Here is a 24,089-nt window from a genome sequence, read left to right on the forward strand (position 1 = left end):
CCGTGGATTCGCCGACGCGGGGCGCACCCCGCGCAACCTACCGTCAGGGCATGGACACTACAGACACCATCGTCATCGGCGGAGGCCAGGCTGGGCTTTCCGTCTCCTACCACCTGCAGCGCCTGGGCGTGGAGCACCTCGTGCTCGACGGCCACGAGCGCATCGGCGACGCCTGGCGGAGCCGGTGGGACAGCCTCGAACTGTTCACGCCCAGGCGTTATGACTCGCTCGACGGCATGCGGATGCCCGGCGACCCCGCAGGTAGCCCCTCGAAGGACGAGATGGCCGCGTACCTGGAGCACTACGCAACCCATTTCGGCCTGCCCGTGCTGACCGGGCATCGCGTGACGGCCCTGAGCCGCGAGGGCGACGGGTTCGCCGCGGAGACTGCGCAGGGAGTGTTCCGGTCGGCCAGGGTCATCGTCGCCATGTCGAACTACCAGCGGCCTCGCATCCCAGCCTTCGCCACCGAGCTGGATGCCGGCATCCTGCAGCTGCACGCAGCGGCCTATGCGAACCCGGCGCAGCTGCGACCGGGCGGCGTTCTCATCGTCGGGGCGGGCAACTCGGGGGCGGAGATCGCGAAGGACATCGCGGGCGCCCACGACGTGGTCGTAGCCGGCCCGAGCACCGGCGAGGTGCCCGGATCGTACGCCGGCTTCATGAACCGGCACGTCATAGTTCACGTGCTGAACGGCGTCGTGTTCCCGCGTGTGATGTCGGTGGACACCCCGATCGGCCGCCGCGCGCGGCCGAAGATCATGACACACGGAGTTCCACTCATCCGGGTGAAGTCTCGGGACCTCACCCGCCTGGGAGTGAGACGAGCCGCACGTGTGACCGGTGCGCAAGACGGACGGCCGGTAGTCGACGGCGCGCCGCTGGATGTCGCCAACGTGATCTGGTGCAACGGATATGACCCCGGGCTCGACTGGATCCGCTTGCCCATCCTGGACGAGCGAGGCGAGCCGCGGCACGACCGCGGCGTGGTGGCAGAGGAGCCGGGGCTGTACTTCGTCGGTCTGCACTTCCTGACCTCGATGGCCTCGGCCATGGTGCACGGCGTCGGAAGGGACGCGGCCCGGATCGCAGCCCTCCGCGCGACGCCGTCCCGTCAGCCTGCCGCCGCCTGACACCCAGTGGTGCGTACGCTCAGAACCATGGACGATGAGCGGATGCCCGTGGCGCTTCCGCACGCTGCCGTGGTCTTCAACCCGGCGAAGTCGTCGGCCTCGAGCATGAAGGCGCTCCGTAACGAGGTGGGCAAGCAGGAGCGCAGCCTCGGGTGGGGTGCGACCACCTGGCACGAGACGTCGGCCGACGACGACGCGAGGGCCGCGCGCGAAGCGATGGCGTCGCATCCTGCGCTCATCGTCGTTGCTGGCGGCGACGGTACCGTCCGGGCGGTCGCCGCGTGCACGGAGAACGAGGGCATACCCCTCGGCGTCGTGCCCGCCGGCTCGGGAAATCTACTGGCCCGCAACCTTGGGATACCGGTGGGCGATAGTTCCGCGGCTGTGCGTGTCGCGTTCCACGGCGCCGAGCGTCGCATCGATCTCGCTCAGGCGGAGTTGGCCGACACGAGCGGGCGGGTGGCCAGATCGGTTTTCCTGGTGATGGCGGGCATCGGGTTGGACGCCCGAATGGCGAGCGACACGAACAGCGTGGTGAAAAAGCACGTCGGCTGGCTGGCCTACACGGACCCGATTCTGCGTTCCGTGTTCTCCGGCGAGCGCTTCTCGATCAGTTACTCGCTCGACGGCAGCCGGCCGCGGACCGTACGAGCGCACACCGTCATTGTGGGCAACTGTGGCACTCTGACCGCGGGAATCCTCCTGATCCCGACCGCCGTCCCTGATGACGGCCTGTTGGACATCGTCGCCCTCAACCCGGTGGGAGCGGGAGGATGGGCTCGCCTCGGCTCGCGACTGGCGTCGAACAGGCTGCTGCATCGCACGAGAGGTGGCCGCATGCTGTTACACGTGATGCCCGGCGTCGATGCGCTTCGGTACGGGCAGGCTCGGACCATTCTCGCTCGACTGAACCATCCGCAAGCGATCGAGCTGGACGGCGACAGCTTCGGCGATGTTATACGCATCCGCATCACGGTCCGGCCCGGGGCCGTCGTCGTGCGCGTCCCCGACGGCGTGGAACCCTGATCTGCGTCAGGCCCGCGAATCGGCTCGCGAGCTTCCCGTCACTGCTGCCGGCCGCGGTTGATGCAGGGAGAGCCGGATCACACCGTAGACGGCGATGGCCCCGGCGAGCACGAATGCCACGTCCGCCCACCACGGTGCGGATGCTGCTTCACCCAGCACGATGATTCCGATGCTCACTCCGACCAGCGGGTCGATGACGGTGAGACCGGCGACGACGAGTTCAGGGGATCCCGAGGCGTACGCCGTCTGTACGAAATACGTTCCTAGGACGGCAGCGGCAACAAGACCGAGCAGACACACGAGGGTCAGCCAATCCGCCGTATCGAGACGAAACCCGTTGTGGATGATCGTCTGTACCCGAGCAATGAGCACCTTCGCCAGCGTGGCCACGAAACCGAAAAGCACGCCGGCACCCACGACGTAGAAGATGCGCGTGAACTTGGTGCGCAACAGCACGAAGCCGATCCCGAACAGCACGAGCACGGCCCCCAAGACGATCACGACGATCAGGAGTTGAGCATCCGTAATCGGAATCGTCGTGGTGGTCAGCGCGGCGACGGTGACGAAGAGCCCAACCCCGCCGACGCAGCAGAGAATCGCGCGAATAGCCGGGCCTTCGAGCCTCGTCCTGGTGAGCCGTGCCGTGATCAGCGCAGTGATGACCAGTGCGACCGCTCCGAGCGGCTGTACCACCGTGAGCGGCGCCAGATACAGGCTGAAGAGCTGAAACACGATGGCGAGCCCGAGCATGAGCGTGCCCAACAGCCAAGATGGCCGACGCGCGAGCGCGCCCAGTTGCCTCCAGCCCAAGCCGGAGCGTTCGGGCCCTGTCGCCTCGTCCCCCACCTTGCTGACCCCATGCTGCTGAAACTGGGCCCCCACGGCGAGGAAGACCGAACCGACCAGCGCAACGGGAATGCCCAATGACTGCGCCGGTGTAAGCGAGACCAGGACAAGGCTCACGAATCACCCCTCCCCGTGGTTTCGACGCGACCCATTGCGAAAGTTCAGGGCTTCTTCGAGGCAGCTCGCCTGATGAAACCGATGACCGCCGTCGCAACGAACAGGATGATGCCGATGATCGCCAGCCAGAGAAGGCCCTTGAAGGCGAATCCGACCACGGCGAGGATCAGCCAGACGACCAACAGCACAACCAGCAAGATCAACATGCGGCAACGCTAAGCGACGCACCGTGCCATGACCAGGGCTAGACGCGACCGGGAACCGGTTCAATCGAGGTGGCGCCGATGCTTCGCCCGATGCGCTTCTCGCTATGAAACTTCGCGCCGCGATGAGTCGCCCGGGCGTGACACCGGCAATATCGTCAGCCTGGTTGCCGAGCTCGACATCGAAAGCGCCGATGACGCCGAAATCGATCTTCTCCGCCGTGCGGCACACTGGCACCGTGATGACGATCGAGCGCACTCTCATCCTCCTGCGCCACGCCAAGTCCGACTGGTCCGGTTCTGCCCCGGACATCGACCGGCCTCTGGCCGAACGGGGCCGGGCTCAGGCCCCGCTCGCCGGGCGATGGCTTGGGAGCCACGCCAACCGGATCGATCTGGCCATCGTGTCGCCTGCGAAGCGCGCCCGCGAGACGTGGGACCTGGTATCCCCCCAGATCGGATCTGTACCTCCTGTGCAATTCGACGACCGAGTGTACGCAGCGTCCGTCGACGGGCTCCTCGATGTGCTGTCTGATGTGCCGGACGACATCCGCACAGTGCTTCTGGTCGGCCACAACCCAGGCATGGAACAGCTAGCCTCGCTACTCGCTGGCAAAGGTGTGATCATGCACACCGCCGGCTTAGCCGAGTTCGGTGTCGATGGACGGTGGCCCGAACTGGACGCCACCTCGACGGTGCTCCGCGCTGAAGGACGCTCCGACCGTCACGTCCTGAGCTGACATCATCCTCACACTCAAGAAGAGCGGGTGAACCAATATGGCGCCGGCATCCGCCGCACTGTCCATGCGGGCGCCGCGGAGGCGTCGCCCTATCGTGCAGGGGGCGGCGGCACGTCTGAGTCGCCGGTGGTACCGCCTGCATCCGGGTCACGCTCCGCGTGGCGCGGGGCATCGTCCTGCACGTCGGCTGAGCGTCCGGGGCGGACATCCGGGTCGATGTCGTCCGCTCGCCTGAGCTTCTCATCGACTGCAGCGCGCGCGTCGCCAGCCTCTGCGGCGTGGGCCTGAGCATCCCGGCGCCGGCGCTCCGCCTCGACTTCCGCCTGCTTGGCATCGGCATCCGCCCTTGATGACTTCGCCTCGCGCTCCCGGGCGGCGAGGTCGTCATCCCGAGCAGCAATACGGAGTTCCTCCGCGCGATGCCGGTCGTGCTCCTGCTTACGTCGTCGCCCGGCGGTCAAGGCGATCGCGATGATGATGGCGATCACCACGATCACGATGACGACGATCAGGACGATCCATCCGGTGGTGTTCATGCTCGCCGACCCTACGCGTGCCCCGGCGCCAGGCCAGGGGTTGACGGATGCTCGAATGCCCGGGTGAAGCGGCACGCGGATCCCGCGCTCTTCCGCACTGTGCCCCTGGAGGGACTCGAACCCCCAACCGTTTCCTTAGGACGGAACTGCTCTTCCATTGAGCTACAGAGGCTGGCTCGACAAGTCTACCGGGCCAGCGGAACGGTCCTCACGCGGCAGGCGCCAGATAGTCCTGCCACTGTGGCAACGCGTGCTCCACGCCGCGCACCATCCAGGTGGGGTCGTGCGGCATGCGGGGCGTGAAGGTCAGACGCCACCCCATCTCGGCTGCCGTGCGGTCGCCCTTCACGTTGTTGCAGCGCAGGCAGCAGGCGACGAGGTTGTCCCAGGAGTCCGCTCCCCCGCGCGACTTCGGCAGCACGTGATCGATCGTGGTCGCCGACTTGCCGCAGTATGCGCAACGGTGGCCGTCCCTGCGCAGCACTCCGCGGCGCGAGACCGGAACGGTACGCCCGTGTGGCAGGTGCACGTAACGCGTGAGCAGGATGACCGACGGGCGGTCGTAGACCGCGCCGACGCTCCAGACAGGATGCTCGGCATCCACTTCGATGACGGTCGCCTTCGCGCTCATCACCAGCGCGAGCGCGCGTTTGAAACTCACGACCGCCAGCGGCTCATACCCCGCGTTCAGCACCAGTGTGCGCATCGACGTCCTCTCGATAGACCGGAATGGCTTTCCGTATCTCTCGCGTTCGTCCGTAGCCCGGGCCGGAGCATCCGGCGGTCTCAGCCAACAAAAAAGGCGCCGTCACGAAGACGACGCCTAGTGATTCCACACACAGTGGTGGTGGAAGCAGTGGTGGCTGTGATGCCGAAGGTTTCCCATTCGGGAGGTTCTCCAGTGACGGGCCGCGGGTGAACGTGGCCAGGTTGACAAGTGACTAGGCCAACAGGGTAACTCAGGATCCACAAGCCATGCGTTCGTGGCACGCCGATGGCGGCCCGTCGTCACCTGGTGTTCACGGTGAGTTACGTGCCGTCACGATCCGCCGGAGGGCGGTAGGCGTCAGATGCCGAAGCGGACTATGTAGTAGTCGTTGGTCCAGATCGGTCTGATGGAGATGCTGCGGCCCACGTCAGGGGCATCCATGATGTTGCCGTTGCCGGCGTAGAAGCCGTCATGCGCTCCGCCGAGCATGATGACCACATCGCCTGGTTGAGCGTCTTGGATCGAGATGCGTGTTCCCATCGCCCCTTGGGCCGATGCCGAGTGCGGCAGCGAGATGCCGAACTGCGCGTACACGAACATGACATAACCGGAGCAGTCGAAGCCGGCAGGAGTGTCGCCGCCGTAGACGTACGGCGTTCCGATGTACTTCTGTGCGACCGAGAACACCTGGGCGAGGCTGAAGTTCGGGTACGGCGGATTCTTCAGGTAGTCGGATGCCGACGGCCCCGTGTATGCGGCCGCATACGCCTGCATCTGTGCTGCTGCCGCCGCACGCTCCGTCGCAGCCTTTTGGTCGGCGAGCTGCTGCTCGGTGGTGGCGCTGAACGTGTCCCCGGAAGCCACGGGCCCGTTGATGGCGCCCGAGACGTGCGCGGACTGCGAGTTCGACTTCTTCAGGTCGTCGATGACCGACGTGCCGAAGGATGCCTGGTTCGAGCTCGCCGGATTGAATGCGTACGCGGGGATCGCGATGGTCGCGACGATGCCGCCGGCGATGGCCATGACCGCGAGATTGGCGAGCGGGCGAAGACGCCGCTTGCGCTTGGGCGCCTGCGTCGGTCTGGCGACGGGAGCTGCACGCTTCACGCTGCGACGGGAAACGGCTTTGGGGTCGCTTGGAGCGAGGTCGTGCAGATCGGCAGTACTCGGGTTGCGGTCCTCGGGGAGACCGCTCGTACCTAATGTTGCCAAGGGGTGAACCTCCGGCGCTCCGTTGGCACTAGGTAGCCACCCCGTCCGAAATCTCTTACGAGTTCGGCTTCGCAGGCTCAAGAGACGGGCATCGGGAGCGTCTTGAGCCGGGTCCGACGACCGGTTCCGGTCTGTGGACTCGTACGAGACTACGGGACCGTTATCAATTTGTCACATTGATTTCCGACTGTTTTCACCAAATGGGGGTGCCCCCAAAGGGTGGGGACGCCGAGTCGGGCACAGGCCATGTCACGTCGTCTCGAAGACACGACCAGCGGGCGGGGAGCGCGCCCATAGCGGGCGTCAGCGCGCCCTCAGTCGGTGACGAAGATGTGGCTGGCGACTTCGAGCGGCAGCTCGAGCGCCTCGCTGTAACCGTCGATCTGCATTCCCACGTACGACCCTGCGCGCCAGAACCTGCCGGTCGACCCGGGGAAGATCCCGGCGTGGCGAAGCTGTGCGAGCAGCTCCGGCTCGAACTGAACGGGCTCGCCCAGGCGACGGATGGTCGCGCTGACGCGCGTGTCACCGCCGGCCGTGGCATCCACGACGCTGTGCACTCCATCGAGGAACACACGGTGCAACCCGATGCCCTCGTCTTCGATGCGCGGAATGGGCGTGCCGTACGGCGTCTCGGTCGGATGCCCGAGGATGTCGAGGATCTTGTGCTCCACCTGCTCGCTCATCACGTGCTCCCAGCGGCAGGCCTCTTCGTGCACGTACTCCCATTCGAGGCCGATCACGTCGGAGAGCAGCCGCTCGGCGAGGCGGTGCTTGCGCATGACATGCACCGCACGACGCCGACCCTCCGGCGTGAGCTCGAGGTGGCGGTCGCCGGAGACCACGACGAGGCCGTCGCGCTCCATGCGCGCCACCGTCTGCGACACCGTTGGGCCGGAGTGCCCGAGCCGCTCCGAGATGCGGGCACGCAGCGGCACGATGTTCTCCTCTTCGAGGTCGAGAATCGTGCGCAGGTACATCTCGGTGGTGTCGACGAGGTCGGTCATCGCTTCCCCTTGTGGTTCTTCATCAGGACGGCCGAAGGCGCCCGCTCCAGCCTACCGGCGTGGGTCAGGCGGCATCGGCGCCCAAGTACACTCGAACGCATGCCTGCGATCGCCATTCCCGAGTCACTTCTGCCTGCAGACGGCCGGTTCGGCAGCGGACCGTCGCGGGTGCGCTCAGCTCAGGTGGAGGCGCTCGTGGCCGGTCAGGCCACGCTGCTCGGCACCTCGCACAGGCAGGCTCCCGTTCGCTCCCTCGTCGGGCGCGTGCGCGATGGCCTCGAAACTCTGTTCCGCATTCCAGACGGCTACGAGGTGGTCCTCGGCAACGGCGGTTCGACGGCGTTCTGGGATGCCGCGGCATTCGGCCTCATCGAGCAGCGGTCGCAGAACCTGGTGTACGGCGAGTTCAGCCAGAAGTTCGCGAAGGCGGCATCCGCTCCGTGGCTTCAGGCACCGCACGTGATCGAGGCGCCAGTCGGCACCCGCAGCGCACCCCAGCCGGTCGAGGGCGTGGATGTCTACGCCTGGCCGCACAACGAGACCTCCACCGGCGTGATGGCTCCTGTCACCCGCGTACACGGCGACCCGGGCGCGCTCACTGTCATCGACGCGACGAGCGCGGCGGGCGGCGTGGACTTTCAGGCATCCGAAACGGATGTCTACTACTTCGCCCCGCAGAAGAACTTCGCCTCGGACGGCGGTCTGTGGCTCGCGCTGTTCTCACCCGCCGCCCTCGAACGCGTCGAGCGCATCGCGGCATCCGATCGCTACATCCCCGATTTCCTGAGCCTGAAACAGGCCATCGACAACTCGAGGCTCAATCAGACGCTCAATACGCCGGCGCTTGCAACACTCGTCATGCTGGAGGAGCAGGTGCGCTGGATGAACGAGAACGGCGGCCTGCAGTGGGCGTCGGCCCGAACCTCGGAGGCCTCGGGCGCGCTCTACGAGTGGGCCGATTCGGTGGAGTACGCGCATCCGTTCGTCGAGAACCCTGAGCACCGGTCCCAGGTCGTCGTGACGATCGACTTCGACGACGTGGATGCCTCGCGCATCGCATCGGTGCTGCGTGAGAACGGCATCGTCGACACCGAGCCGTACCGCAAGCTCGGCCGCAACCAGCTTCGTGTCGCCACTTTCGCGGCGGTCGACCCGGATGACGTGCGGCAGTTGATCCGCTGCATCGAGTACGTGGTCGAGCACATCGCCTGACCTGCAGGATCGAGACCACGCCATGCGCCTGTGGCTGAGGGACAGCGAACGACTGCCCGACCCGCCGCCGATGAAGACCGACGACCGGGCCGCACTCGCGGTAGGCACGGTTGTGTGGTTGGTCGTCGCGGTCGTCTCGATCGTGATTTCGGAACCGCTGGGGCAGTCGGGGCACGGATGGGTCGTCGACATGGCCATCGTCGGCATCGTGCTCGGTCTGATCGGGCTGGCGTATGCCCAGGTCAGGCGATCGCGAAGCGCGCGTCGCAACGCCGAACGCCGCTAGCCGCCCAGCTCAGGCAGGCATCGCCACCGACGGACCGGGCGCACGCACCACTGCCGTATGGACCGGCCTCAGCCCTCCTGCGGCTCGCCTTCGGAGGTCTCCCCATCGGGCGCCCCCTGGTCGAGAGCGACCTCCTCGGCCCCCGTGATGTCGTCGGACTCGACGTCGATGTCGTCGCCATCTGCGGCATCATCGGCGTCGTCATCGTCGAGCTCGCCACCCGCATCGTGCAGGTCGATGTCGATGCCGTCGATATCGTCATCCGCGTCGAGGTCGTCGTCTTCGTCGAGTTCCTCGTCGAGGTCGTCCGCGTCGTCCTCGGACTGCGCGTCGGATGCCTCGTCATCGGCTTCGCCCGCCGCCCGCGCCGCCTCCTGCGCGGCTTGGTACTCGGCGAGACGTTCCGACCACGGCACCCAGTCGGGAGCGAGGAGCGCCTGGTCGCCAGGGAGGAGTTCCGCCTCGAGCACCATCGGCTCGGCGTCACCGTCGACACGCGCGAGTGAGACGGTCCAACGCCACCCCGGGTAGCCGGCCATGCGGCATTCGAACAGCAGCGAGAGCACGTGTTCGCCCTCGACGACGTGGCCGATCACAGGACCGACCGTGGACTCCGGTGTGAACTCGAGAAGGGCGGACTTGGCCAGGTCGTGCGCTGCGAGCAGCCGCTCGTCCGGTTCGGTCTGGTCAGGCATCCAGATCGTCCGCCACACGGCGCAGCACGGCCGCGATCTTTCGACCGTGTGCGGCATCCGGGTAACGCCCGCGCTTCAGGCCTGCGCCGATACCGTCGAGCAGCTTGACGAGGTCCTCAACGATGATCGCCATGTCGTCTGCCGACTTGCGATTGATCTTCGTCAGACTCGGGCGACCCTCGAGCACGCGCACCGAAAGCGCTTGAGCGCCGCGCTTGCCCTCTGCCACGCCGAACTCCAGTCGGGTTCCCGCCTTGATGACGGCTCCCTCTGGCACGGCCGATGCGTGAAGGAAGACCTCGCCACCGCCGTCTTGAGCGATGAATCCGAAGCCCTTCTCCTCGTCGTAGAACTTGACCTTGCCGGTCGGCATGGGAGACCTCTTTCGGGGATCGGGTTTTGCTCGTGCTTTGTCAATTATCCTTGATCTGTGACCGACGAGACTCCCAGGCCCGCATCGCGGGTGCAGCGAACGCTCGCTTTTGTCGCGGCCGGTCTCGTGATCCTCTCGATCGTCTGCTTCTTCGTGCTGATCATCGGCACCTGGTTGGGGGCGGGACCCGACCAGGGTTCGGGCAAGGGTGTCTGGCCGACGGTCGAACTGCTGCCGCTCGCGGCGCTGCCGCTCGCCTTCGTGCTCATCATCGTGTTGCTCGTCATGAACCTCGTGGGGCGCAGCAGACAGAACCGGAAGGTCGGCCGGTAGCGGCCGTGGAGGAGCACGTGGCGAGACCCGAGCACTCATGACCAGCACGCTGTCGCTGGCCGAGCGGCTCGGCGGACTCGACGATGAGAGCCTGCACGATCTCATCGCAGTCCGTGGACTGGCGCGTGCGCGCATCGAGGACTTCTTCGACCTCGCCGAGGCGCTCCTGGAGCCGCCGTCTGTGCAGCACGCGCTGGCCCCGCTGCCGCGCCCCGTTCTGGCCACGCTCGCCGCCGTCGTCGAATGCGGGTCGGCCGGGACGCCGAAGGCCGTGGCTGCTTGCCTGCGCACATGGGGCACGGATGCCTCGATCGACTCCGTGCGCGAATGGCTCGACTCGCTGGTCGCCGCGTACCTCGCCGAACCCACCGACGACGGAGTCGCGCTCTACCCGGGGGTTGCCGCGCGCTTCGCCGCCTGGGTGGACGGCGATGGGATCCCGGGCACCAAGCTGGCGGCATCCGGCAAGCCGGCAGCACTGGCCAGCGTGCCCGACGTCGACAGGAGGTTCGTGGACAGGCTCGCCGCCGAGCGTGCCTTCGTCGCGGCCGGAGCCGTCGCGGAGTTCGTGTACGAGCTGGAGCGTGAGCCGGCCAGGGAACTGCAGAAGGGCGGCCTCGCGCTGCCGGACACGCGCCGCATCGCCGCTGCCCTCGGCGTCGAACCCGACGACGTCGCCATCGTGCACTGGCTGGCGGCGCGCTGCGGCCTGGTGGCACGGGAGGGCGCCGCCTGGCTGTCCACGAACGCGGCAGAGGCATGGGCATCGCTTTCCACACCCGAGAGGTGGGCGACGCTCGCCGCCGCATGGCTCGGGTCGGTGCCTGCAGACATCCGTCCGCTCATGGTCGAGCGTGCGAACGCGGCATGGGGCGAGGCGCTGCGCGGCTACGCCAGATGGCGCTACCCAGCAGCGGACTCCTCCCTCGACCGCCGGGTGAACGAGGTCGAGGCGCACGCCGAATTCCTTGGCATCACGGCGAACACGGCCCCGAGCACCGCGGGCGTCACGCTGCTGCAACATGGCCCGGATGCCGCCGCGGCAGTGATGCGAGCCGCCTTCCCCGCCGAGGTGGACAAGGTGTACGTGCAACACGACCTCTCCATCGTGGCACCCGGTCCGCTCATTCCCTCGTTGGATGCCCGGCTTCGCACCCTCGCCGACCCGGAGGGTACGGGCCTTGCCGCGAGCTTCCGCATCTCGCCGTCGTCGCTGCACAGAGCCATCGCCGTCGGTGAGACGGCCCGGTCGCTGCGCGAGTTCATCGCATCCATCTCGCTGACCGGACTCCCCCAGCCCGTCGCCTACCTCATCGACGAGGCGGCGTCGCGGTACGGCCGGGTGCGTGTTCGAGCGGGCGGGCCAGGCTCCGTCGTGCATTCCGGCGACGTGGCGCTGCTCGGTGCCATCGCGGTCGACCAGTCGCTGTCCGTCCTCGGACTGCGCTCCTCCACCGACGGCGAGCTGGCGAGCAGGTTCCCGATCGACGTCGTCTACTGGGCCCTCGTCGATGCGCACTACCCGGTCGTGGCCGAGGATGCGAACGGCCACCAGCTGCGTGTGCGCCGCAGGCTCGGGCATCCGGAGCCGAAGGAGAGCACGGATGCCGCAGAAGAGGTCGTGCGGCGGCTGAGGACCGCTGAGCGCTCAGACAGCCAGGGCGGGGCGGAGGCGTGGCTGAACCGCCAGCTCGAGTCCGCCGTTCGCTCCCGCACCGTGGTCACGGTGACGGTGGCTCTGCCTGACGGGCAGGAACACGACTACACGCTGGAGCCGACGGGCTTGGGCGGCGGACGGTTGCGTGGCAGGGACCGCGCAAGCGACATCGAGCGCACTCTGCCGGTGGCGAGCATCCGGGCAGTGCGCACGTCGTGACCTGCACTCAGCGGTAGTGCGGAGCATCGGCCTAGACTCGTTTGTTATGTCTTCCGGCCCTGTGCTAGCGAATGCGGCGCCCTCCGGTCCGCTCATCGTGCAGAGCGACCGCACGGTGCTGCTCGAGGTGGCGCATCCTCAGGCAGAGGATGCCCGCCACGACCTCGCCGTGTTCGCCGAGCTCGAGCGCGCCCCCGAGCACGTGCACACCTACCGCATCACCCGACTGGGCTTGTGGAACGCGCGCGCCGCCGGGCACCAGGCATCCGACATGCTCGCCACGCTCGTGCGGTACTCGAAGTTCCCGATACCGCAGACCGTGAGCGTGGACATCCAGGAGACGGTCGCGAGGTACGGCAGGCTCGTGATCGAGCGCGACGACGACGGCGTGCTCGTTCTACGCAGCTCGGACGAGGCAGTGCTGCGCGAGGTCTCAGGCGCGAAGCGGGTGGCTCCCCTGCTTCTCGAGCGACGCGACGACGGCGCATACGTGGTTGCCGCGTGGGCGAGAGGACACCTCAAGCAGGAGCTGGTGAAGCTCGGCTGGCCGGCCGAGGACCTCGCCGGGTACTCGCCGGGCACGCCGCACGAGATCTCGCTCGACGAGACCGGCTGGCATCTGCGCGATTACCAGGCGAAGGCCGTCGACAACTTCTTCGACGGCGGCTCTGGGGTCGTCGTGCTGCCCTGCGGTGCCGGCAAGACGCTCGTGGGCGCTGGCGCCATGGCGACGGCGAAGACGACCACGCTCATCCTCGTCACGAACACGGTCTCTGCCAGGCAGTGGCGTGACGAGCTGCTGCGCCGCACGAGCCTCACGGCGGAGGAGATCGGCGAGTATTCGGGTCAGGTCAAGGAGATCAAGCCCGTCACGATCGCCACGTACCAGATCCTGACCGCCAAGCGGAAAGGCGAGTACGCGCACCTCAGCCTGCTCGACGCGCTCGACTGGGGTCTCATCATCTACGACGAGGTGCACCTGCTTCCCGCACCGGTGTTCAAGCTCACGGCCGAGCTGCAGGCCCGCCGGCGCCTTGGCCTGACGGCGACGCTCGTGCGCGAGGACGGCCGCGAGGGCGACGTCTTCTCGCTGATCGGGCCCAAGCGGTTCGACGCGCCGTGGAAGGAGATCGAGTCTCAGGGCTTCATCTCCCCGGCGGCGTGCTACGAGGTGCGCATCGACCTGCCGGCATCCGATCGGCTCTCCTATGCGGCAGCGGCCGACGAGGAGCGCTACCGGCTTGCCGCCACCGCCCCGGCGAAGCTCGACGTGGTGCGAGCGCTCGTCGCGCGTCATGCGGGAGAGCGCATCCTCGTCATCGGGCAGTATCTCGATCAGATCGATGAGCTGGCGGATGCCCTCCGCGCGCCATCGCTGACCGGCGCGACTCCCGTAGACGAGCGGGAGCGCCTCTACCAGGAGTTTCGGGAGGGCACGACTCCCGTGCTCGTGGTGAGCAAGGTGGCGAACTTCTCGGTGGACCTGCCTGAGGCGACGGTGGCGATCCAGGTGAGCGGCTCTTTCGGGTCGCGCCAGGAGGAGGCGCAGCGTCTCGGTCGGCTGCTGCGTCCCAAGGAATCCGGGCTCTCCGCGAACTTCTACACGCTCGTGGCGCGCGACACCGTCGACCAGGACTTCGCGCAGAACCGTCAGCGGTTCCTCGCCGAGCAGGGCTACAGCTACACCATCGTGGACTCGGGCGACCTCGCCGCTTGATCATCGCCGGTTGAGTAGGCGGCGAAGCCGCCATATCGAAACCAACCCTGCCTCGCACTCACCGCCCAGGCCGCTCAGCCGGCGGAAGACGCCAAATACCGCAGCAGCAGTGTGTCGTCCGAGCGCAGCACCTGGGCGAGACGCATGTCGAGCGGCAGTTGGGGGGCGCCGTCGATGATGCGCTTTCCGAGCCCGCCCTCCAGAACAGGGCTGATCGTGAGGCACAGCTCGTCCAGTGTGCGTTCGGCAGCGAACGTGCCGAACAGGTGAGGTCCGCCCTCGCAGTGCACCCGCTTCAGCCCACGCTCCGCGAGGGCTGCACGCGCCATGGCCGTTTCGACGGATGCCTCGCCGCACTCGACCACGTCGGCGACCTCGGACAGCGCATCCTTCCTCGTCTGGGATGCCGCATCGGTCGTGAGCACGACGGGCCGCACCGGGGCGTGCCTGAACACCTCGGCGCCCGGGTCGAGGTCGAGGTCGCCTGAGACGATGGCGAGGGTCGGCTGCGGCGCGAAGCCGTGCGCCACCCGCCACGACTCGGAGGCGCCATCCACTCGCATGCCGCCGTATCCCTCGACCCGCACGGTGCCCGCACCGACGAGCACGACGTCGCACGGGCGTCGCAGGAGGGCGAAGACGCGCTTGTCCGCGGCATCCGAGAGGCCGCCGGAACGACCTGCCTGGGTCGCGGACCCGTCGATGGACGACACGAAGTTGACCCGCACCCAGGCATCGGAGACGCCGTTCTCGTAGCCGGCGACGATCGCGTCATCGTCGAGCGTTGCCGCAGGTTCCGGCCAGAGCGCATCGATCGATGGGTCGTCCTCACTCCTCATTGACGTCACCCATGTTGTGCTTGAGGTACGCCGGTTCCCGCAGCCCCAGAATGGCCTCGGTCATCCGAACTGCAGCGACCGACTCCCGCACGTTGTGCATGCGAACGATGCGCGCGCCCTGCGCGATGCAGAACACGGCGGCAGCGAGCGACCCCTCGAGCCGGTCCGCCCGCTCGACGTCGAGCGTCTCGCCTATGAAGTCCTTGTTCGACACAGCGGCGAGCGCCGGCAGGCCGATTGCAGCGATCTCGTCGAACCGTCGCGTGAGTTCCAGAGTGTGCAGGGTGTTCTTGTTCAGGTCGTGGCCCGGGTCGACCACGATGCGCGACTCGGGAACGCCGAGCGAGACCGCGAGGTCGACTCGCTCCGTGAGGAATGCCGCAACCTGCCCCACGACATCGTCGTACTGCGGTCGCGGGTACACCGAGCGCGGCTCGGCGAGGCTGTGAGTGATCACGAGTGTGGCGTCGCTGTCCGCGACCGTCTCGGCCAGGCGCGGATCGTGGATGCCCGTGGTGTCATTGATCACGTCGGCGCCGGCGACGATAGCGTGCTGCGCCACCTCCGGCTCGAACGTGTCGACGGAGATGACGACGTCCGATTCCCGGCGGAGCGCCTCGACGACCGGGACGACCCTCGCGATCTCCTCGTCGACCGGCAGCGCGGGCCCCGGCTTGAACGGCACGCCGCCGATGTCGATCCAGTCGGCGCCGTGCTCGACCGCGGTGAGGCAGGCGTGCACGGCGGCATCCAGTGCGAAGGTGGCACCTCGGTCGTAGAAGGAGTCGGGAGTGCGATTCACGACCGCCATCACGGCGACCCGTTGGGAGAAGTCGAAGGTATGAGCGCCTATCGTGCGCTCTGGAGTTCGCAGCGGCGGCAGGTAGACGCTCACGAGCCGGCCACGAGTTCGGCCAGCGGCACGGCCGGGTCTGCAAGGCGCCCCTCGTCGACCGGAGTCGCAGCGCGGATCAGCGCCTGAACGTCGGCGTTCACATCCCAGACGTTCACGTTCATCCCGGCCACCACCCGGCTGTCCTTGGTCACCCAGAACGAGACGAACTCACGGCCTGGCACGTCGCCTCGGTAGACGACGTGGCTGCCCTCCATGAGGGGCCGGTATCCGGAGTACTCCATGCCCAGGTCGAACTGGTCGGTGTAGAAGTACGGCACGTCGTCGTACTCGATACCGCGGTCGATCATGTTGAGCCCGGCAGTGCGACCCGTTCCGATGGCATTCGCCCAGTGCTCGCTGCGCAGCCGCTGCCCGACGACCGGGTGGAACGGGTTGGCTGCGTCGCCCACTGCGAAGACGCCGTCCGCGTCTGTTCGCATGCCCGCATCGACCAGGATGCCCTTGTCCGCCTTCAGCCCAGCCCGCTCCGCGAGGCCGGTGAGGGGCTGGATGCCCGTACCCACGATCACGACGTCGGCATCCACTTGGCCGCCCTCGTACCTGACACCCGTCACCCGGCCTTCGGCTGTGACGAACCCCTGCACTCCCGCGCCGCGGATCAGGCGAACGCCGTGGTCCTCGTGCAGTCGCGCGAACACCTCGCCGAGCTCGTCGCCCAGCGCGGTGGACAGCGGCACCTGCGCGTGCGAAACCACGGTGACCTCGTTGCCGAAGCCCCGTACGGTTGCCGCGACCTCCATGCCGATCCAGCCGGATCCGACCACGACGACCCGTTTGTCGCCGTCTGATGTCGCCTCCCTGATCGCGCGCGAGTCCTCGATCGTGCGCAGGTAGAGGATGCCGTCGGCCTCTCCGCCCGGCACCTCAAGACGTTTGGGCGTCGCCCCCGTCGCGATGAGCAGCCGGTCGTAGGGAACCGTCCCACCGCCCTCGAGCACAACCGCTCGGCCGTTCAGGTCCAGTTCGCGGGCGTGCTGCCCCGAACGCACCTCGACATCGTGGTCGCCCCACCAGTCATCCGTCTGCACCCACAGATCGGACTCGTCGAGCTCGGCGAGGTAGCCCTTGGACAGCGGCGGGCGGATGTATGGCTTGTGCGCCTCGGCGGCGATGAGCGTCAGGTGGCCTTCGTAGCCCTCCTCGCGAAGCGTTACGGCGGCGGTGCCTGCGGCGAGGCCACCGCCCACGATCACGAATTCGGATGCAGTCATCGCTACCCCTTGCTCCTGTGTTTATCGGTGGGCGGCCGCGAGGGCGTCGCCTTCCTCGATTCTTCAACAGCATGCCCCGAGTGGCACAACCCGGCGAGACCAACTGCGACCACTGCTAGCGCTGATCGGGTCCCCTGCCGCCACACTTCGGCCGCGAGGATGCCGTACGACAGACTCACAGCTTGGGCCCAGCCAACGCGCAGAGACTGGGCGCATGAGCACAGGACCCCGCATCCTCATCGTCGACGACGAGCCCAACATCCGCGATCTTCTCACCACGAGCCTGCGCTTCGCCGGCTTTGCGGTACGGGCAGTGGGGAACGGGGCCCAGGCCATCTCGGCCGTACTCGAGGAGGAGCCCGACCTCATCATCCTCGACGTCATGCTGCCCGACATGAACGGCTTCGGGGTGACGAAGCGGCTGCGCGGCGCTGGCTACACGGCACCGATCCTGTTCCTCACGGCCAAAGACGACACGGAAGACAAGATCACGGGCCTCACGGTCGGTGGCGACGACTACGTCACCAAGCCGTTCAGCCTCGACGAGATCGTCGCGCGCATAAAGGCCATTCTGCGCCGCACCATGCAGGCCGACGACGACGCGATCATCCGTGCGGGCGAGCTCACCATGGATCAGGACACGCACGAGGTGTTCGTCGGCGAAACCCCCATCGAGTTGAGCCCGACCGAGTTCAAGCTGCTGCGGTACCTCATGCTCAACCCGAACCGCGTGCTGTCCAAGGCGCAGATCCTCGACCACGTGTGGGAGTACGACTTCAACGGAGATGCCGGCATCGTGGAGAGCTACATCTCCTACCTGCGACGCAAGGTCGACGCACACTCGAGCGAGCCGCTCATCCAGACCAAGCGCGGCTTCGGCTACATGCTGAAGGCAGCGAAGGTGTGAGACCCGCGCCCAGCTTGACCCCTTAGGCTCGCCTGTCGTGAGCACGGTTTTCGATCGCTGGAACGCGATCTCGCTGCGCACGAAGATCACCGGCGTCACGGTGCTGGTGCTCACCTTCGGGCTGTTGGTGGCGGGGCTCGGCACCATGCTGCTGTTCAAGCCCGTGCTGATGAACCTGTTCGATCAGCAGCTGGAAGCGATCGCCTCGCAGCCCGACAGCATCAACGCCATCCTTCCGAGCGACTCCAAGCGCAGCAGCGGCCCGGTCATCGGCCAGAACAACACGGCGAGCTTCTACGTCGCGCTTTACGGGGCAGACGGCGTGCAGGTCTCCGAGAACTGGAAGTCCGTGCCGAGCGGCAAGAAGCCCGCCGTGCCGAGCAAGCTCACTCTCGACGAGGGAGCATCCTGTGCCAATCAGGGTCCTGGATGGCTGCAGAGCCGCGACGGCCTGAGTTCCTTCCGCAGCGTGTGCACGGTCGTGCAGCTGCAGGGCGCGACACCCACGTACGGCACCGCCATCATCGCGGTCTCCACGTCGCCGCTCGACATCACGCTCGCAAGCTACCTGTCGATCTTCTTCAGCTTCGGCGTCATCGTCGTCATCATCGGCGCATTCCTCACAAGGGCACTCGTGACGACGACGTTCCGTCCGCTGCGTGAGGTGGAACGCACGGCCGCGGAGATCGCCGACGGCGACTTCAGCCAGCGCCTTGGCGGAGCAACGCCGAACACCGAGGTCGGCCGCCTGAACCGCTCGCTGAACACCATGCTCAACCGCATCGATCAGGCGTTCAAGGACCGCGCCCGCACGATCGATCAGATGCGCCGCTTCGTCGGGGATGCCAGCCACGAGCTGCGAACGCCGCTCGTCTCGGTGCGTGGTTACGCCGAGCTGTACCGCATGGGCGCTCTGCAGACGCCGGAAGAAGTCGCTCAAGCGATGGACCGCATCGAGAAGGAGGCCGTGCGAATGGGCCTGCTCGTCGAGGACCTGCTCGAGCTCGCGCGACTCGATGAGACGAAGCCCCTGACGCTCACGGTTGTCGACCTCGTGCCGCTCGCGCACGATGCAGCGCTCGACGCGAACGCGGGCAACCCCGACCGCACCGTCTCTGTGGTGCTGTCGCTGCCGCCGCTTCCGCCACCTCCGCCAGGGCCTTCGACCGAGAGCGCGACCGGCGAAGCGCTCTCGGAGGAGGACCTGGACGAGCAGACATCCGTTCGTACCCAGGGACAACGCGGCCGGAACACCGCGGCGACCGGCCCGATCGGCTTCGCCGGCGCGACTCTTGCGCGCCTCAGACGACGGCAGCGCAAGACCGACCCCGGTGTCGAGACGGCGCCGCTGCAGCTCGTGGACATCCCGGAGCCCCCCACAGTGCCCGCACTCGTGATGGCCGAGGAGAACAAGCTTCGTCAGGTGCTCGGCAACCTGATCGGTAACGCCGTGCGCTACACCCCGGCGGGAAGCCCCATCGAGATCGGCGTCTCCGTCGACTCCGATCGACGAGTGGCCATGCTGTCCGTGATCGACCACGGCGAGGGCATCCCGCCGCAGATCAGGGACAAGATCTTCCAGCGGTTCTGGCGCGCGGACACCTCGCGCACGCGCGAGACCGGCGGGAGCGGCCTCGGCCTGGCGATCGTCGCCTCGATCGTCGTCGCTCACCACGGAACCGTCGACGTCGTGGAGACGCCAGGCGGCGGCGCCACATTCCGAGTGACGCTGCCGTTGGCCGACTCCCCCGACGCGCCCGACGCCGACGCGTAGCCGACGCGGCCTGCAGCTGCCCTCATCGGCAGCGGAAGGCATCGGCAGAGGGGGCGGCGTCTGCCGCGCACGTGCCGCGGCGCGCGGTCTGGCAAGCCCCGACCTTCTTTACTACCCCCGCTCTGGAAGAGCAGATACGGCCGGACTACTGCCATTCTGGCAAGCCGAGCGGCGTTTCCTTCCGCCTTTCGCGCAGGTCACGGTTACGTTTGCCGCGTGCGCGACGACGAACTACGACGCCTCCTGACCGAGAGCAACCCGTGGTGGACGGCCGCGGCCAGGGGCACGGACCCGACGGCGTGGGTGGCGGGCAACCGCACCCTGCGCGAACGCACGCGGTACGAGCTCGGGTATCGCGCGGGCATCCTCGACGATGTCGCGAGTAGCGAGCCGGACGGCCGGCTGGTCGTGCTCACCGGACCGCGTCGCATCGGCAAGTCGGTGGCGCTTCTGGATGCCGCCGCGAACCTCTGCACACTGCCCGACGTCGACCCGCGGCAGGTCGTCTACGTGCCGTGCGACACCATGCGTGGGCGCGACGTGACCCGCACCCTCACCCTGGCCAGGATGCTCACCCGCTCGGTCGACCAGCCCAAGCCGCGAGGGCGGGTGTGGCTGTTCGACGAGATCAGCATGGTGACCGGATGGACCAGCGCACTCAAGCTCGCAAGAGACACCACACCGTTCGGCGACGACACGGTCGTGGTTACCGGCAGCAGGTGGGCGCAGTCCGAAGACATTCAGGGCAACCTGCTGGCCGGACGTGCTGGCTCGAGCGGCTCTCATCGCATCCGTCAGCTGCTGCCCATGACGTTCCGCGACTTCCTCACCGCCGCGTACCCAGGGCTTCCGGTCGTTCCCGTCGTGAACCCGGCCGATCTGCAGAGCGAGGATGCTCGCACCGCCCTCGACGAGGTGCAGTTCGTCGTCGACGAGCTCGACCTCGCCTGGCAGGACTACCTGACGTGCGGCGGCTTTCCCCGCGCCGTGTTCGAGCACACCCGTGCGGGCGCGGTCTCGGACGGGTACGCCCGTGACCTGCACGCGTGGCTGCGACGCGACGTCGACCCGGACGCACCGACCAACACGACGACCACCTTGCTGCGGGGCATCGGCGATCGCATGAACGCGCCCATCAACCTCACCGCGACGGCGCAGGACCTCGGCTACTCCACGCGTCCCACGTTCACCGCCAGAGTCGAGCGTCTCATCAGCACGCACGCCGCGCTGCGGTGCAATCAGGTCAGGGAGCAGGGCGAACGCGTGGTCGGAGCGCACTACAAGCTCTACCTGGCCGATCCGCTGCTGGCCTGGATCCCCTTCATCGTGAGTCCCGGCCTCCCTGCCCCGGACTTCGGCAGGCTCACCGAGGCCGCGCTCGGGGTCACGCTCGCGCGGGCGATCGAGGCGCTCGACGAGGGTCGCTGGCTCTCCGACGACTCGGTCGGCTACGCCCGCACCGAGTCCGGCAACGAGGTCGACTTCGCACCCGTGCGCGTACCAGTCGCGGGAACGCACTCGATGACGGTGCCCGTCGAGAGCAAATGGGTGGACGACGGCTGGCGAGCCGAGGCCCGGGTCATCGATGGCAAGTACGGACACGGCATCATGGCCACGAAATCGGTGCTCGATCTCGACGGCGATGTGTGGGCAGTGCCTGCACCACTCGTGGCGCTGCTGCTCGCTTGAGCGGATCACGCGCTCTCCCCCTCCACCGTCAGGCCTTCCCGCACGCCTTCCCTGCATTGGATGCCTCGCGTCCTGCAGCACGCGAGGCATCCGTAGCGTCGACGACACAACGAATCGACCGTGCCGGCCGGCGACCTCGCCGCGGCGGGCGGTGAAGACAGGAGGAAGCATGACGACATACCGCGTCGACAGCGATCAGATGATCGCGGCGACGGCTGCCGTACGGGGATCGATGAGCCGCATCCAGAGCGAGGTGGCCGGCCTGCTCGGCCAGCTCACCGGGCTGCAGGGAACCTGGACCGGTCAGGCGGCCGAGTCGTTCCAGGGTGTAGTGAATCAGTGGAGGGCCACCCAGCAGCAGGTCGAGCAGTCGCTTGACGCTATCAACCAGGCGCTTGGGCAGGCCGGCCAGCACTACGCCGAAGTGGAGCTCACGAACGCCAAGCTGTTCGCGGTCTGACACCGAACGCGCCCCAGACGCAGGAAGGGCACCCCTTCCGGGGTGCCCTTCTCGGCTGAACGGACTCTTAGAAGTCCATGCCACCGCCATCGCCACTGGGAACCGGAGCGTTCTTCTCCGGCTTGTCGGCGACGACAGCCTCCGTGGTGAGGAACAGGCCCGCGATGGATGCCGCGTTCTGCAGAGCGGAACGCGTCACCTTCGCCGGGTCGATGATGCCCTGCGCGAGCAGGTCACCGTACTCGCCCGTCGCGGCGTTCAGACCGTGACCGGCGGGCAGCTCCGCGACCTTGGCGGCCACGACGCCCGGCTCGAGGCCAGCGTTCAGTGCGATCTGCTTGAGCGGTGCCTCGATCGCGACCTTGACGATGTTCGCCCCGGTCGCCTCGTCACCCTGCAGGTCGAGCGTCTCGAACGCCACCTTGCCGGCCTGGATCAGCGCGACGCCACCACCGGCGACGACGCCCTCCTCGACGGCAGCCTTCGCGTTGCGAACGGCGTCTTCGATGCGGTGCTTGCGCTCCTTGAGCTCGACCTCGGTCGCCGCGCCCGCCTTGATGACGGCGACGCCGCCCGCGAGCTTGGCGAGGCGCTCCTGCAGCTTCTCGCGGTCGTAGTCGCTGTCGGTGTTCTCGATCTCGTTGCGGATCTGCTGAACGCGGCCGGCGATCTGCTCCGGGTCGCCTGCGCCCTCGACGATGGTCGTCTCGTCCTTGGTGATGACGACCTTGCGGGCCTGGCCGAGCAGGTCGAGCGTGACGTTCTCGAGCTTGAGGCCGAGCTCCTCGCTGATGACCTGACCACCCGTGAGGATGGCGATGTCCTGCAGCTGCGCCTTGCGGCGGTCACCGAAGCCAGGAGCCTTGACGGCGACGGACTTGAAGATGCCGCGGATCTTGTTGACGATCAGCGTTGCCAGGGCCTCGCCGTCGACATCCTCGGCGATGATCAGCAGCTGCTTGCCCGCCTGGATGACCTTGTCCACGATCGGCAGAAGGTCCTTGATGTTCGAGATCTTCTGGTTCGCGATGAGGATGTACGGGTCTTCGAAGACCGCCTCCTGGCGGTCGGGGTCCGTGACGAAGTACTGCGACAGGAAGCCCTTGTCGAAGCGCATACCCTCGGTCAGCTCGAGCTCGGTGCCGAACGTGTTCGACTCCTCGACCGTGACGACGCCTTCCTTGCCGACCTTGTCGATCGCCTCGGCGATGATCGCGCCGATCTCGGGGTCGGCCGCGGAGATGGATGCCGTCGCGGCGATCTGCTCCTTGGTGTCGACCTCCTTGGCCTGCGCGAGCAGCTGCTCGGTCACAGCGGCGACAGCCTTCTCGATGCCGCGCTTGAGGCTGATCGGGTCCGCGCCGGCAGCGACGTTGCGCAGGCCTTCGCGCACCAGCGCCTGGGCGAGCACGGTCGCGGTCGTGGTGCCGTCACCTGCGACGTCGTCGGTCTTCTTCGCGACCTCCTTGACGAGCTCGGCGCCGATCTTCTCGTACGGCTCCTCGAGCTCGATCTCCTTCGCGATGGAGACGCCATCGTTCGTGATGGTCGGGGCGCCCCACTTCTTCTCGAGCACGACGTTGCGACCGCGCGGGCCGAGGGTCACCTTGACCGCGTCGGCGAGCGTGTTGAGTCCACGCTCGAGGCCTCGACGAGCCTCCTCGTCAAAAGCAATGATCTTTGCCATGTTGTTTCTCGTCCCTCCCGGACGTTACGCGAAAGAATCAACGTTTAGCACTCAGCAGAAGTGAGTGCTAAAAGGATTCTGGCACTCGACCCTCGTGAGTGCAAGACGAGGGCCGGGTCTCCCGCGTGTTTCTCGGCGGGATCGCCCCGCAGGCGCGAGTACAGGTCGTCGAGGTACTCGTCGATGCGGTCCCGGCTCATGCCATGCCTCCCAGCAGATTGTCGACCGCGACCGAGAACCGAAAGGCACATAAGAAAGGAGGGGATGCCATTCGGCATCCCCTCCCTGGTTCGTCGAGCGTCAGGCGGGCCGGACCGACTCTGCCTGCGGTCCCTTCGATCCCGTTCCGACCTCGAAAGTCACCTGCTGACCTTCTTCGAGGACCTTGTAGCCGTTCATGTCGATCGCGGAGTAGTGAACGAAAACGTCCTGTCCCCCACCGTCGACTGTGATGAAGCCGTAGCCCTTCTCAGCGTTGAACCATTTGACGGTCCCGTTCGCCATTAGTACTCCCATTGCGCTTTACCGACGCCGCTGGTCGCGAGCGTTGAACCCCGATAGTAGCGGCGTCCCTAGTCCAGGACG

General features: G+C 67.2%; 25 protein-coding genes and 1 tRNA gene. 12 read left to right on the forward strand and 14 right to left on the reverse strand.

The window, feature by feature from the left end:
- Positions 1 to 50 precede the first annotated feature (50 nt).
- Positions 51 to 1,133 (forward strand): flavin-containing monooxygenase, encoded by a 1,083-nt coding sequence (locus ACO2Q7_RS06130; protein ID WP_423354725.1) that lies wholly within the window; start codon positions 51 to 53, stop codon positions 1,131 to 1,133.
- Positions 1,134 to 1,160: 27 nt separating this feature from the next.
- The gene (locus ACO2Q7_RS06135) at positions 1,161 to 2,159 is read left to right on the forward strand and encodes a diacylglycerol/lipid kinase family protein (RefSeq protein ID WP_423354726.1); all 999 of its coding nucleotides are present in this window, start codon (positions 1,161 to 1,163) and stop codon (positions 2,157 to 2,159) included.
- A gap of 6 nt (positions 2,160 to 2,165) precedes the next feature.
- On the opposite strand, the gene ACO2Q7_RS06140 is transcribed toward ACO2Q7_RS06135, so the two are convergent.
- Positions 2,166 to 3,122 (reverse strand): DMT family transporter, encoded by a 957-nt coding sequence (locus tag ACO2Q7_RS06140; RefSeq protein WP_423354727.1) that lies wholly within the window; start codon positions 3,120 to 3,122, stop codon positions 2,166 to 2,168.
- Between the two features lie 44 nt (positions 3,123 to 3,166).
- Positions 3,167 to 3,328: a hypothetical protein gene (locus ACO2Q7_RS06145; RefSeq protein WP_423354728.1), complete on the reverse strand. Its 162-nt coding sequence runs from the start codon at positions 3,326 to 3,328 to the stop codon at positions 3,167 to 3,169.
- Positions 3,329 to 3,519: 191 nt separating this feature from the next.
- Between ACO2Q7_RS06145 and ACO2Q7_RS06150 the strand changes: the two genes are divergently transcribed.
- Positions 3,520 to 4,065, forward strand: a complete 546-nt coding sequence (locus ACO2Q7_RS06150; protein ID WP_423354729.1) for a SixA phosphatase family protein — start codon at positions 3,520 to 3,522, stop codon at positions 4,063 to 4,065.
- Positions 4,066 to 4,154: 89 nt separating this feature from the next.
- Here the strand turns inward: ACO2Q7_RS06150 and ACO2Q7_RS06155 are convergent, their stop codons facing one another.
- From ACO2Q7_RS06155 to ACO2Q7_RS06175, 5 genes are all read right to left on the reverse strand, one after another.
- Positions 4,155 to 4,601, reverse strand: a complete 447-nt coding sequence (locus ACO2Q7_RS06155; protein ID WP_423354730.1) for a hypothetical protein — start codon at positions 4,599 to 4,601, stop codon at positions 4,155 to 4,157.
- Positions 4,602 to 4,701: 100 nt separating this feature from the next.
- Positions 4,702 to 4,773: transfer RNA gene (locus tag ACO2Q7_RS06160), tRNA-Arg, on the reverse strand.
- A gap of 36 nt (positions 4,774 to 4,809) precedes the next feature.
- On the reverse strand, positions 4,810 to 5,307 hold the full coding sequence (locus ACO2Q7_RS06165; protein WP_423354731.1) for an HNH endonuclease: 498 nt from the start codon (positions 5,305 to 5,307) through the stop codon (positions 4,810 to 4,812).
- Between the two features lie 360 nt (positions 5,308 to 5,667).
- On the reverse strand, positions 5,668 to 6,522 hold the full coding sequence (locus ACO2Q7_RS06170) for a C40 family peptidase (protein WP_423354732.1): 855 nt from the start codon (positions 6,520 to 6,522) through the stop codon (positions 5,668 to 5,670).
- Between the two features lie 314 nt (positions 6,523 to 6,836).
- Positions 6,837 to 7,529: a metal-dependent transcriptional regulator gene (locus ACO2Q7_RS06175; RefSeq protein ID WP_423354733.1), complete on the reverse strand. Its 693-nt coding sequence runs from the start codon at positions 7,527 to 7,529 to the stop codon at positions 6,837 to 6,839.
- 99 nt (positions 7,530 to 7,628) lie between these two features.
- Here ACO2Q7_RS06175 and serC point away from each other — a divergent pair, with 99 nt between their 5' ends.
- Together serC and ACO2Q7_RS06185 are read left to right on the forward strand one after the other, a co-directional pair.
- Positions 7,629 to 8,741 (forward strand): phosphoserine transaminase, encoded by a 1,113-nt coding sequence (serC, locus tag ACO2Q7_RS06180; RefSeq protein WP_423354734.1) that lies wholly within the window; start codon positions 7,629 to 7,631, stop codon positions 8,739 to 8,741.
- Between the two features lie 22 nt (positions 8,742 to 8,763).
- Positions 8,764 to 9,027, forward strand: coding sequence for a DUF2530 domain-containing protein (locus tag ACO2Q7_RS06185; protein WP_423354735.1), 264 nt, complete (start codon positions 8,764 to 8,766; stop codon positions 9,025 to 9,027).
- Between the two features lie 68 nt (positions 9,028 to 9,095).
- Here ACO2Q7_RS06185 and ACO2Q7_RS06190 read toward each other — a convergent pair whose 3' ends face one another.
- Entirely contained in the window at positions 9,096 to 9,722 is a 627-nt protein-coding gene (locus ACO2Q7_RS06190; protein ID WP_423354736.1) for a DUF3027 domain-containing protein, read from the reverse strand.
- Positions 9,715 to 10,095: a cold-shock protein gene (locus ACO2Q7_RS06195; RefSeq protein WP_423354737.1), complete on the reverse strand. Its 381-nt coding sequence runs from the start codon at positions 10,093 to 10,095 to the stop codon at positions 9,715 to 9,717. Before ACO2Q7_RS06195 ends, ACO2Q7_RS06190 begins: the two co-directional genes overlap by 8 nt.
- A 57-nt stretch (positions 10,096 to 10,152) precedes the next feature.
- Here ACO2Q7_RS06195 and ACO2Q7_RS06200 point away from each other — a divergent pair, with 57 nt between their 5' ends.
- Genes ACO2Q7_RS06200 through ACO2Q7_RS06210 form a run of 3 tightly spaced genes read left to right on the forward strand, consistent with a single transcriptional unit; the run spans position 10,153 to position 14,021 of the window.
- Positions 10,153 to 10,428: a hypothetical protein gene (locus tag ACO2Q7_RS06200; protein ID WP_423354738.1), complete on the forward strand. Its 276-nt coding sequence runs from the start codon at positions 10,153 to 10,155 to the stop codon at positions 10,426 to 10,428.
- Positions 10,429 to 10,465: 37 nt separating this feature from the next.
- Entirely contained in the window at positions 10,466 to 12,304 is a 1,839-nt protein-coding gene (locus ACO2Q7_RS06205; protein WP_423354739.1) for a helicase-associated domain-containing protein, read from the forward strand.
- A gap of 46 nt (positions 12,305 to 12,350) precedes the next feature.
- A complete protein-coding gene (locus ACO2Q7_RS06210) occupies positions 12,351 to 14,021 on the forward strand; it encodes a DNA repair helicase XPB (protein WP_423354740.1) in 1,671 nt (556 codons plus the stop codon).
- Positions 14,022 to 14,095: 74 nt separating this feature from the next.
- On the opposite strand, the gene ACO2Q7_RS06215 is transcribed toward ACO2Q7_RS06210, so the two are convergent.
- Genes ACO2Q7_RS06215 through ACO2Q7_RS06225 form a run of 3 tightly spaced genes read right to left on the reverse strand, consistent with a single transcriptional unit; the run spans position 14,096 to position 16,987 of the window.
- Positions 14,096 to 14,860: a pyrimidine reductase family protein gene (locus tag ACO2Q7_RS06215; protein ID WP_423354741.1), complete on the reverse strand. Its 765-nt coding sequence runs from the start codon at positions 14,858 to 14,860 to the stop codon at positions 14,096 to 14,098.
- Positions 14,850 to 15,755 (reverse strand): dihydropteroate synthase, encoded by a 906-nt coding sequence (folP, locus tag ACO2Q7_RS06220; protein ID WP_423354742.1) that lies wholly within the window; start codon positions 15,753 to 15,755, stop codon positions 14,850 to 14,852. The genes ACO2Q7_RS06215 and folP overlap by 11 nt, the downstream gene beginning before the upstream one ends.
- Entirely contained in the window at positions 15,752 to 16,987 is a 1,236-nt protein-coding gene (locus ACO2Q7_RS06225) for an NAD(P)/FAD-dependent oxidoreductase (protein ID WP_423354743.1), read from the reverse strand. The genes folP and ACO2Q7_RS06225 overlap by 4 nt, the downstream gene beginning before the upstream one ends.
- A gap of 214 nt (positions 16,988 to 17,201) precedes the next feature.
- Here ACO2Q7_RS06225 and ACO2Q7_RS06230 point away from each other — a divergent pair, with 214 nt between their 5' ends.
- The 4 genes from ACO2Q7_RS06230 to ACO2Q7_RS06245 all read left to right on the forward strand — a co-directional run bounded on the left by ACO2Q7_RS06230 (position 17,202) and on the right by ACO2Q7_RS06245 (position 21,817).
- Positions 17,202 to 17,894, forward strand: a complete 693-nt coding sequence (locus ACO2Q7_RS06230; RefSeq protein WP_423354744.1) for a response regulator transcription factor — start codon at positions 17,202 to 17,204, stop codon at positions 17,892 to 17,894.
- Between the two features lie 37 nt (positions 17,895 to 17,931).
- Positions 17,932 to 19,668 carry a sensor histidine kinase gene (locus ACO2Q7_RS06235; RefSeq protein WP_423354745.1) on the forward strand — a complete coding sequence of 579 codons (1,737 nt, stop codon included), beginning with the start codon at positions 17,932 to 17,934 and terminating at the stop codon, positions 19,666 to 19,668.
- A gap of 216 nt (positions 19,669 to 19,884) precedes the next feature.
- On the forward strand, positions 19,885 to 21,357 hold the full coding sequence (locus ACO2Q7_RS06240; protein ID WP_423354746.1) for an ATP-binding protein: 1,473 nt from the start codon (positions 19,885 to 19,887) through the stop codon (positions 21,355 to 21,357).
- A gap of 169 nt (positions 21,358 to 21,526) precedes the next feature.
- Positions 21,527 to 21,817 (forward strand): WXG100 family type VII secretion target, encoded by a 291-nt coding sequence (locus ACO2Q7_RS06245; protein ID WP_423354747.1) that lies wholly within the window; start codon positions 21,527 to 21,529, stop codon positions 21,815 to 21,817.
- 67 nt (positions 21,818 to 21,884) lie between these two features.
- Here the strand turns inward: ACO2Q7_RS06245 and groL are convergent, their stop codons facing one another.
- Positions 21,885 to 23,504 (reverse strand): chaperonin GroEL, encoded by a 1,620-nt coding sequence (groL, locus tag ACO2Q7_RS06250; protein ID WP_423354748.1) that lies wholly within the window; start codon positions 23,502 to 23,504, stop codon positions 21,885 to 21,887.
- 300 nt (positions 23,505 to 23,804) lie between these two features.
- Positions 23,805 to 24,008 carry a cold-shock protein gene (locus tag ACO2Q7_RS06255; protein WP_022900747.1) on the reverse strand — a complete coding sequence of 68 codons (204 nt, stop codon included), beginning with the start codon at positions 24,006 to 24,008 and terminating at the stop codon, positions 23,805 to 23,807.
- Positions 24,009 to 24,089 lie beyond the last annotated feature (81 nt).

The organism is Rathayibacter sp. KR2-224, assembly GCF_049446075.1.
Taxonomy (GTDB): domain Bacteria; phylum Actinomycetota; class Actinomycetes; order Actinomycetales; family Microbacteriaceae; genus Humibacter.

Bases quoted from the DNA above. Each gene is read 5' to 3' on its own strand.
- ACO2Q7_RS06155 (WP_423354730.1), bottom strand. From the start codon at position 4,601: ATGAACACCACCGGATGGATCGTCCTGATCGTCGTCATCGTGATCGTG.
- serC (WP_423354734.1), top strand. From the start codon at position 7,629: ATGCCTGCGATCGCCATTCCCGAGTCACTTCTGCCTGCAGACGGCCGG.
- ACO2Q7_RS06190 (WP_423354736.1), bottom strand. From the start codon at position 9,722: ATGCCTGACCAGACCGAACCGGACGAGCGGCTGCTCGCAGCGCACGAC.
- ACO2Q7_RS06205 (WP_423354739.1), top strand. From the start codon at position 10,466: ATGACCAGCACGCTGTCGCTGGCCGAGCGGCTCGGCGGACTCGACGAT.
- ACO2Q7_RS06135 (WP_423354726.1), top strand. From the start codon at position 1,161: ATGGACGATGAGCGGATGCCCGTGGCGCTTCCGCACGCTGCCGTGGTC.
- ACO2Q7_RS06255 (WP_022900747.1), bottom strand. From the start codon at position 24,008: ATGGCGAACGGGACCGTCAAATGGTTCAACGCTGAGAAGGGCTACGGC.
- groL (WP_423354748.1), bottom strand. From the start codon at position 23,504: ATGGCAAAGATCATTGCTTTTGACGAGGAGGCTCGTCGAGGCCTCGAG.
- ACO2Q7_RS06165 (WP_423354731.1), bottom strand. From the start codon at position 5,307: ATGCGCACACTGGTGCTGAACGCGGGGTATGAGCCGCTGGCGGTCGTG.
- ACO2Q7_RS06230 (WP_423354744.1), top strand. From the start codon at position 17,202: ATGAGCACAGGACCCCGCATCCTCATCGTCGACGACGAGCCCAACATC.
- ACO2Q7_RS06175 (WP_423354733.1), bottom strand. From the start codon at position 7,529: ATGACCGACCTCGTCGACACCACCGAGATGTACCTGCGCACGATTCTC.
- ACO2Q7_RS06195 (WP_423354737.1), bottom strand. From the start codon at position 10,095: ATGCCGACCGGCAAGGTCAAGTTCTACGACGAGGAGAAGGGCTTCGGA.
- ACO2Q7_RS06215 (WP_423354741.1), bottom strand. From the start codon at position 14,860: ATGAGGAGTGAGGACGACCCATCGATCGATGCGCTCTGGCCGGAACCT.
- ACO2Q7_RS06210 (WP_423354740.1), top strand. From the start codon at position 12,351: ATGTCTTCCGGCCCTGTGCTAGCGAATGCGGCGCCCTCCGGTCCGCTC.
- ACO2Q7_RS06150 (WP_423354729.1), top strand. From the start codon at position 3,520: ATGACGCCGAAATCGATCTTCTCCGCCGTGCGGCACACTGGCACCGTG.
- ACO2Q7_RS06225 (WP_423354743.1), bottom strand. From the start codon at position 16,987: ATGACTGCATCCGAATTCGTGATCGTGGGCGGTGGCCTCGCCGCAGGC.
- ACO2Q7_RS06145 (WP_423354728.1), bottom strand. From the start codon at position 3,328: ATGTTGATCTTGCTGGTTGTGCTGTTGGTCGTCTGGCTGATCCTCGCC.
- ACO2Q7_RS06185 (WP_423354735.1), top strand. From the start codon at position 8,764: ATGCGCCTGTGGCTGAGGGACAGCGAACGACTGCCCGACCCGCCGCCG.
- ACO2Q7_RS06130 (WP_423354725.1), top strand. From the start codon at position 51: ATGGACACTACAGACACCATCGTCATCGGCGGAGGCCAGGCTGGGCTT.
- ACO2Q7_RS06245 (WP_423354747.1), top strand. From the start codon at position 21,527: ATGACGACATACCGCGTCGACAGCGATCAGATGATCGCGGCGACGGCT.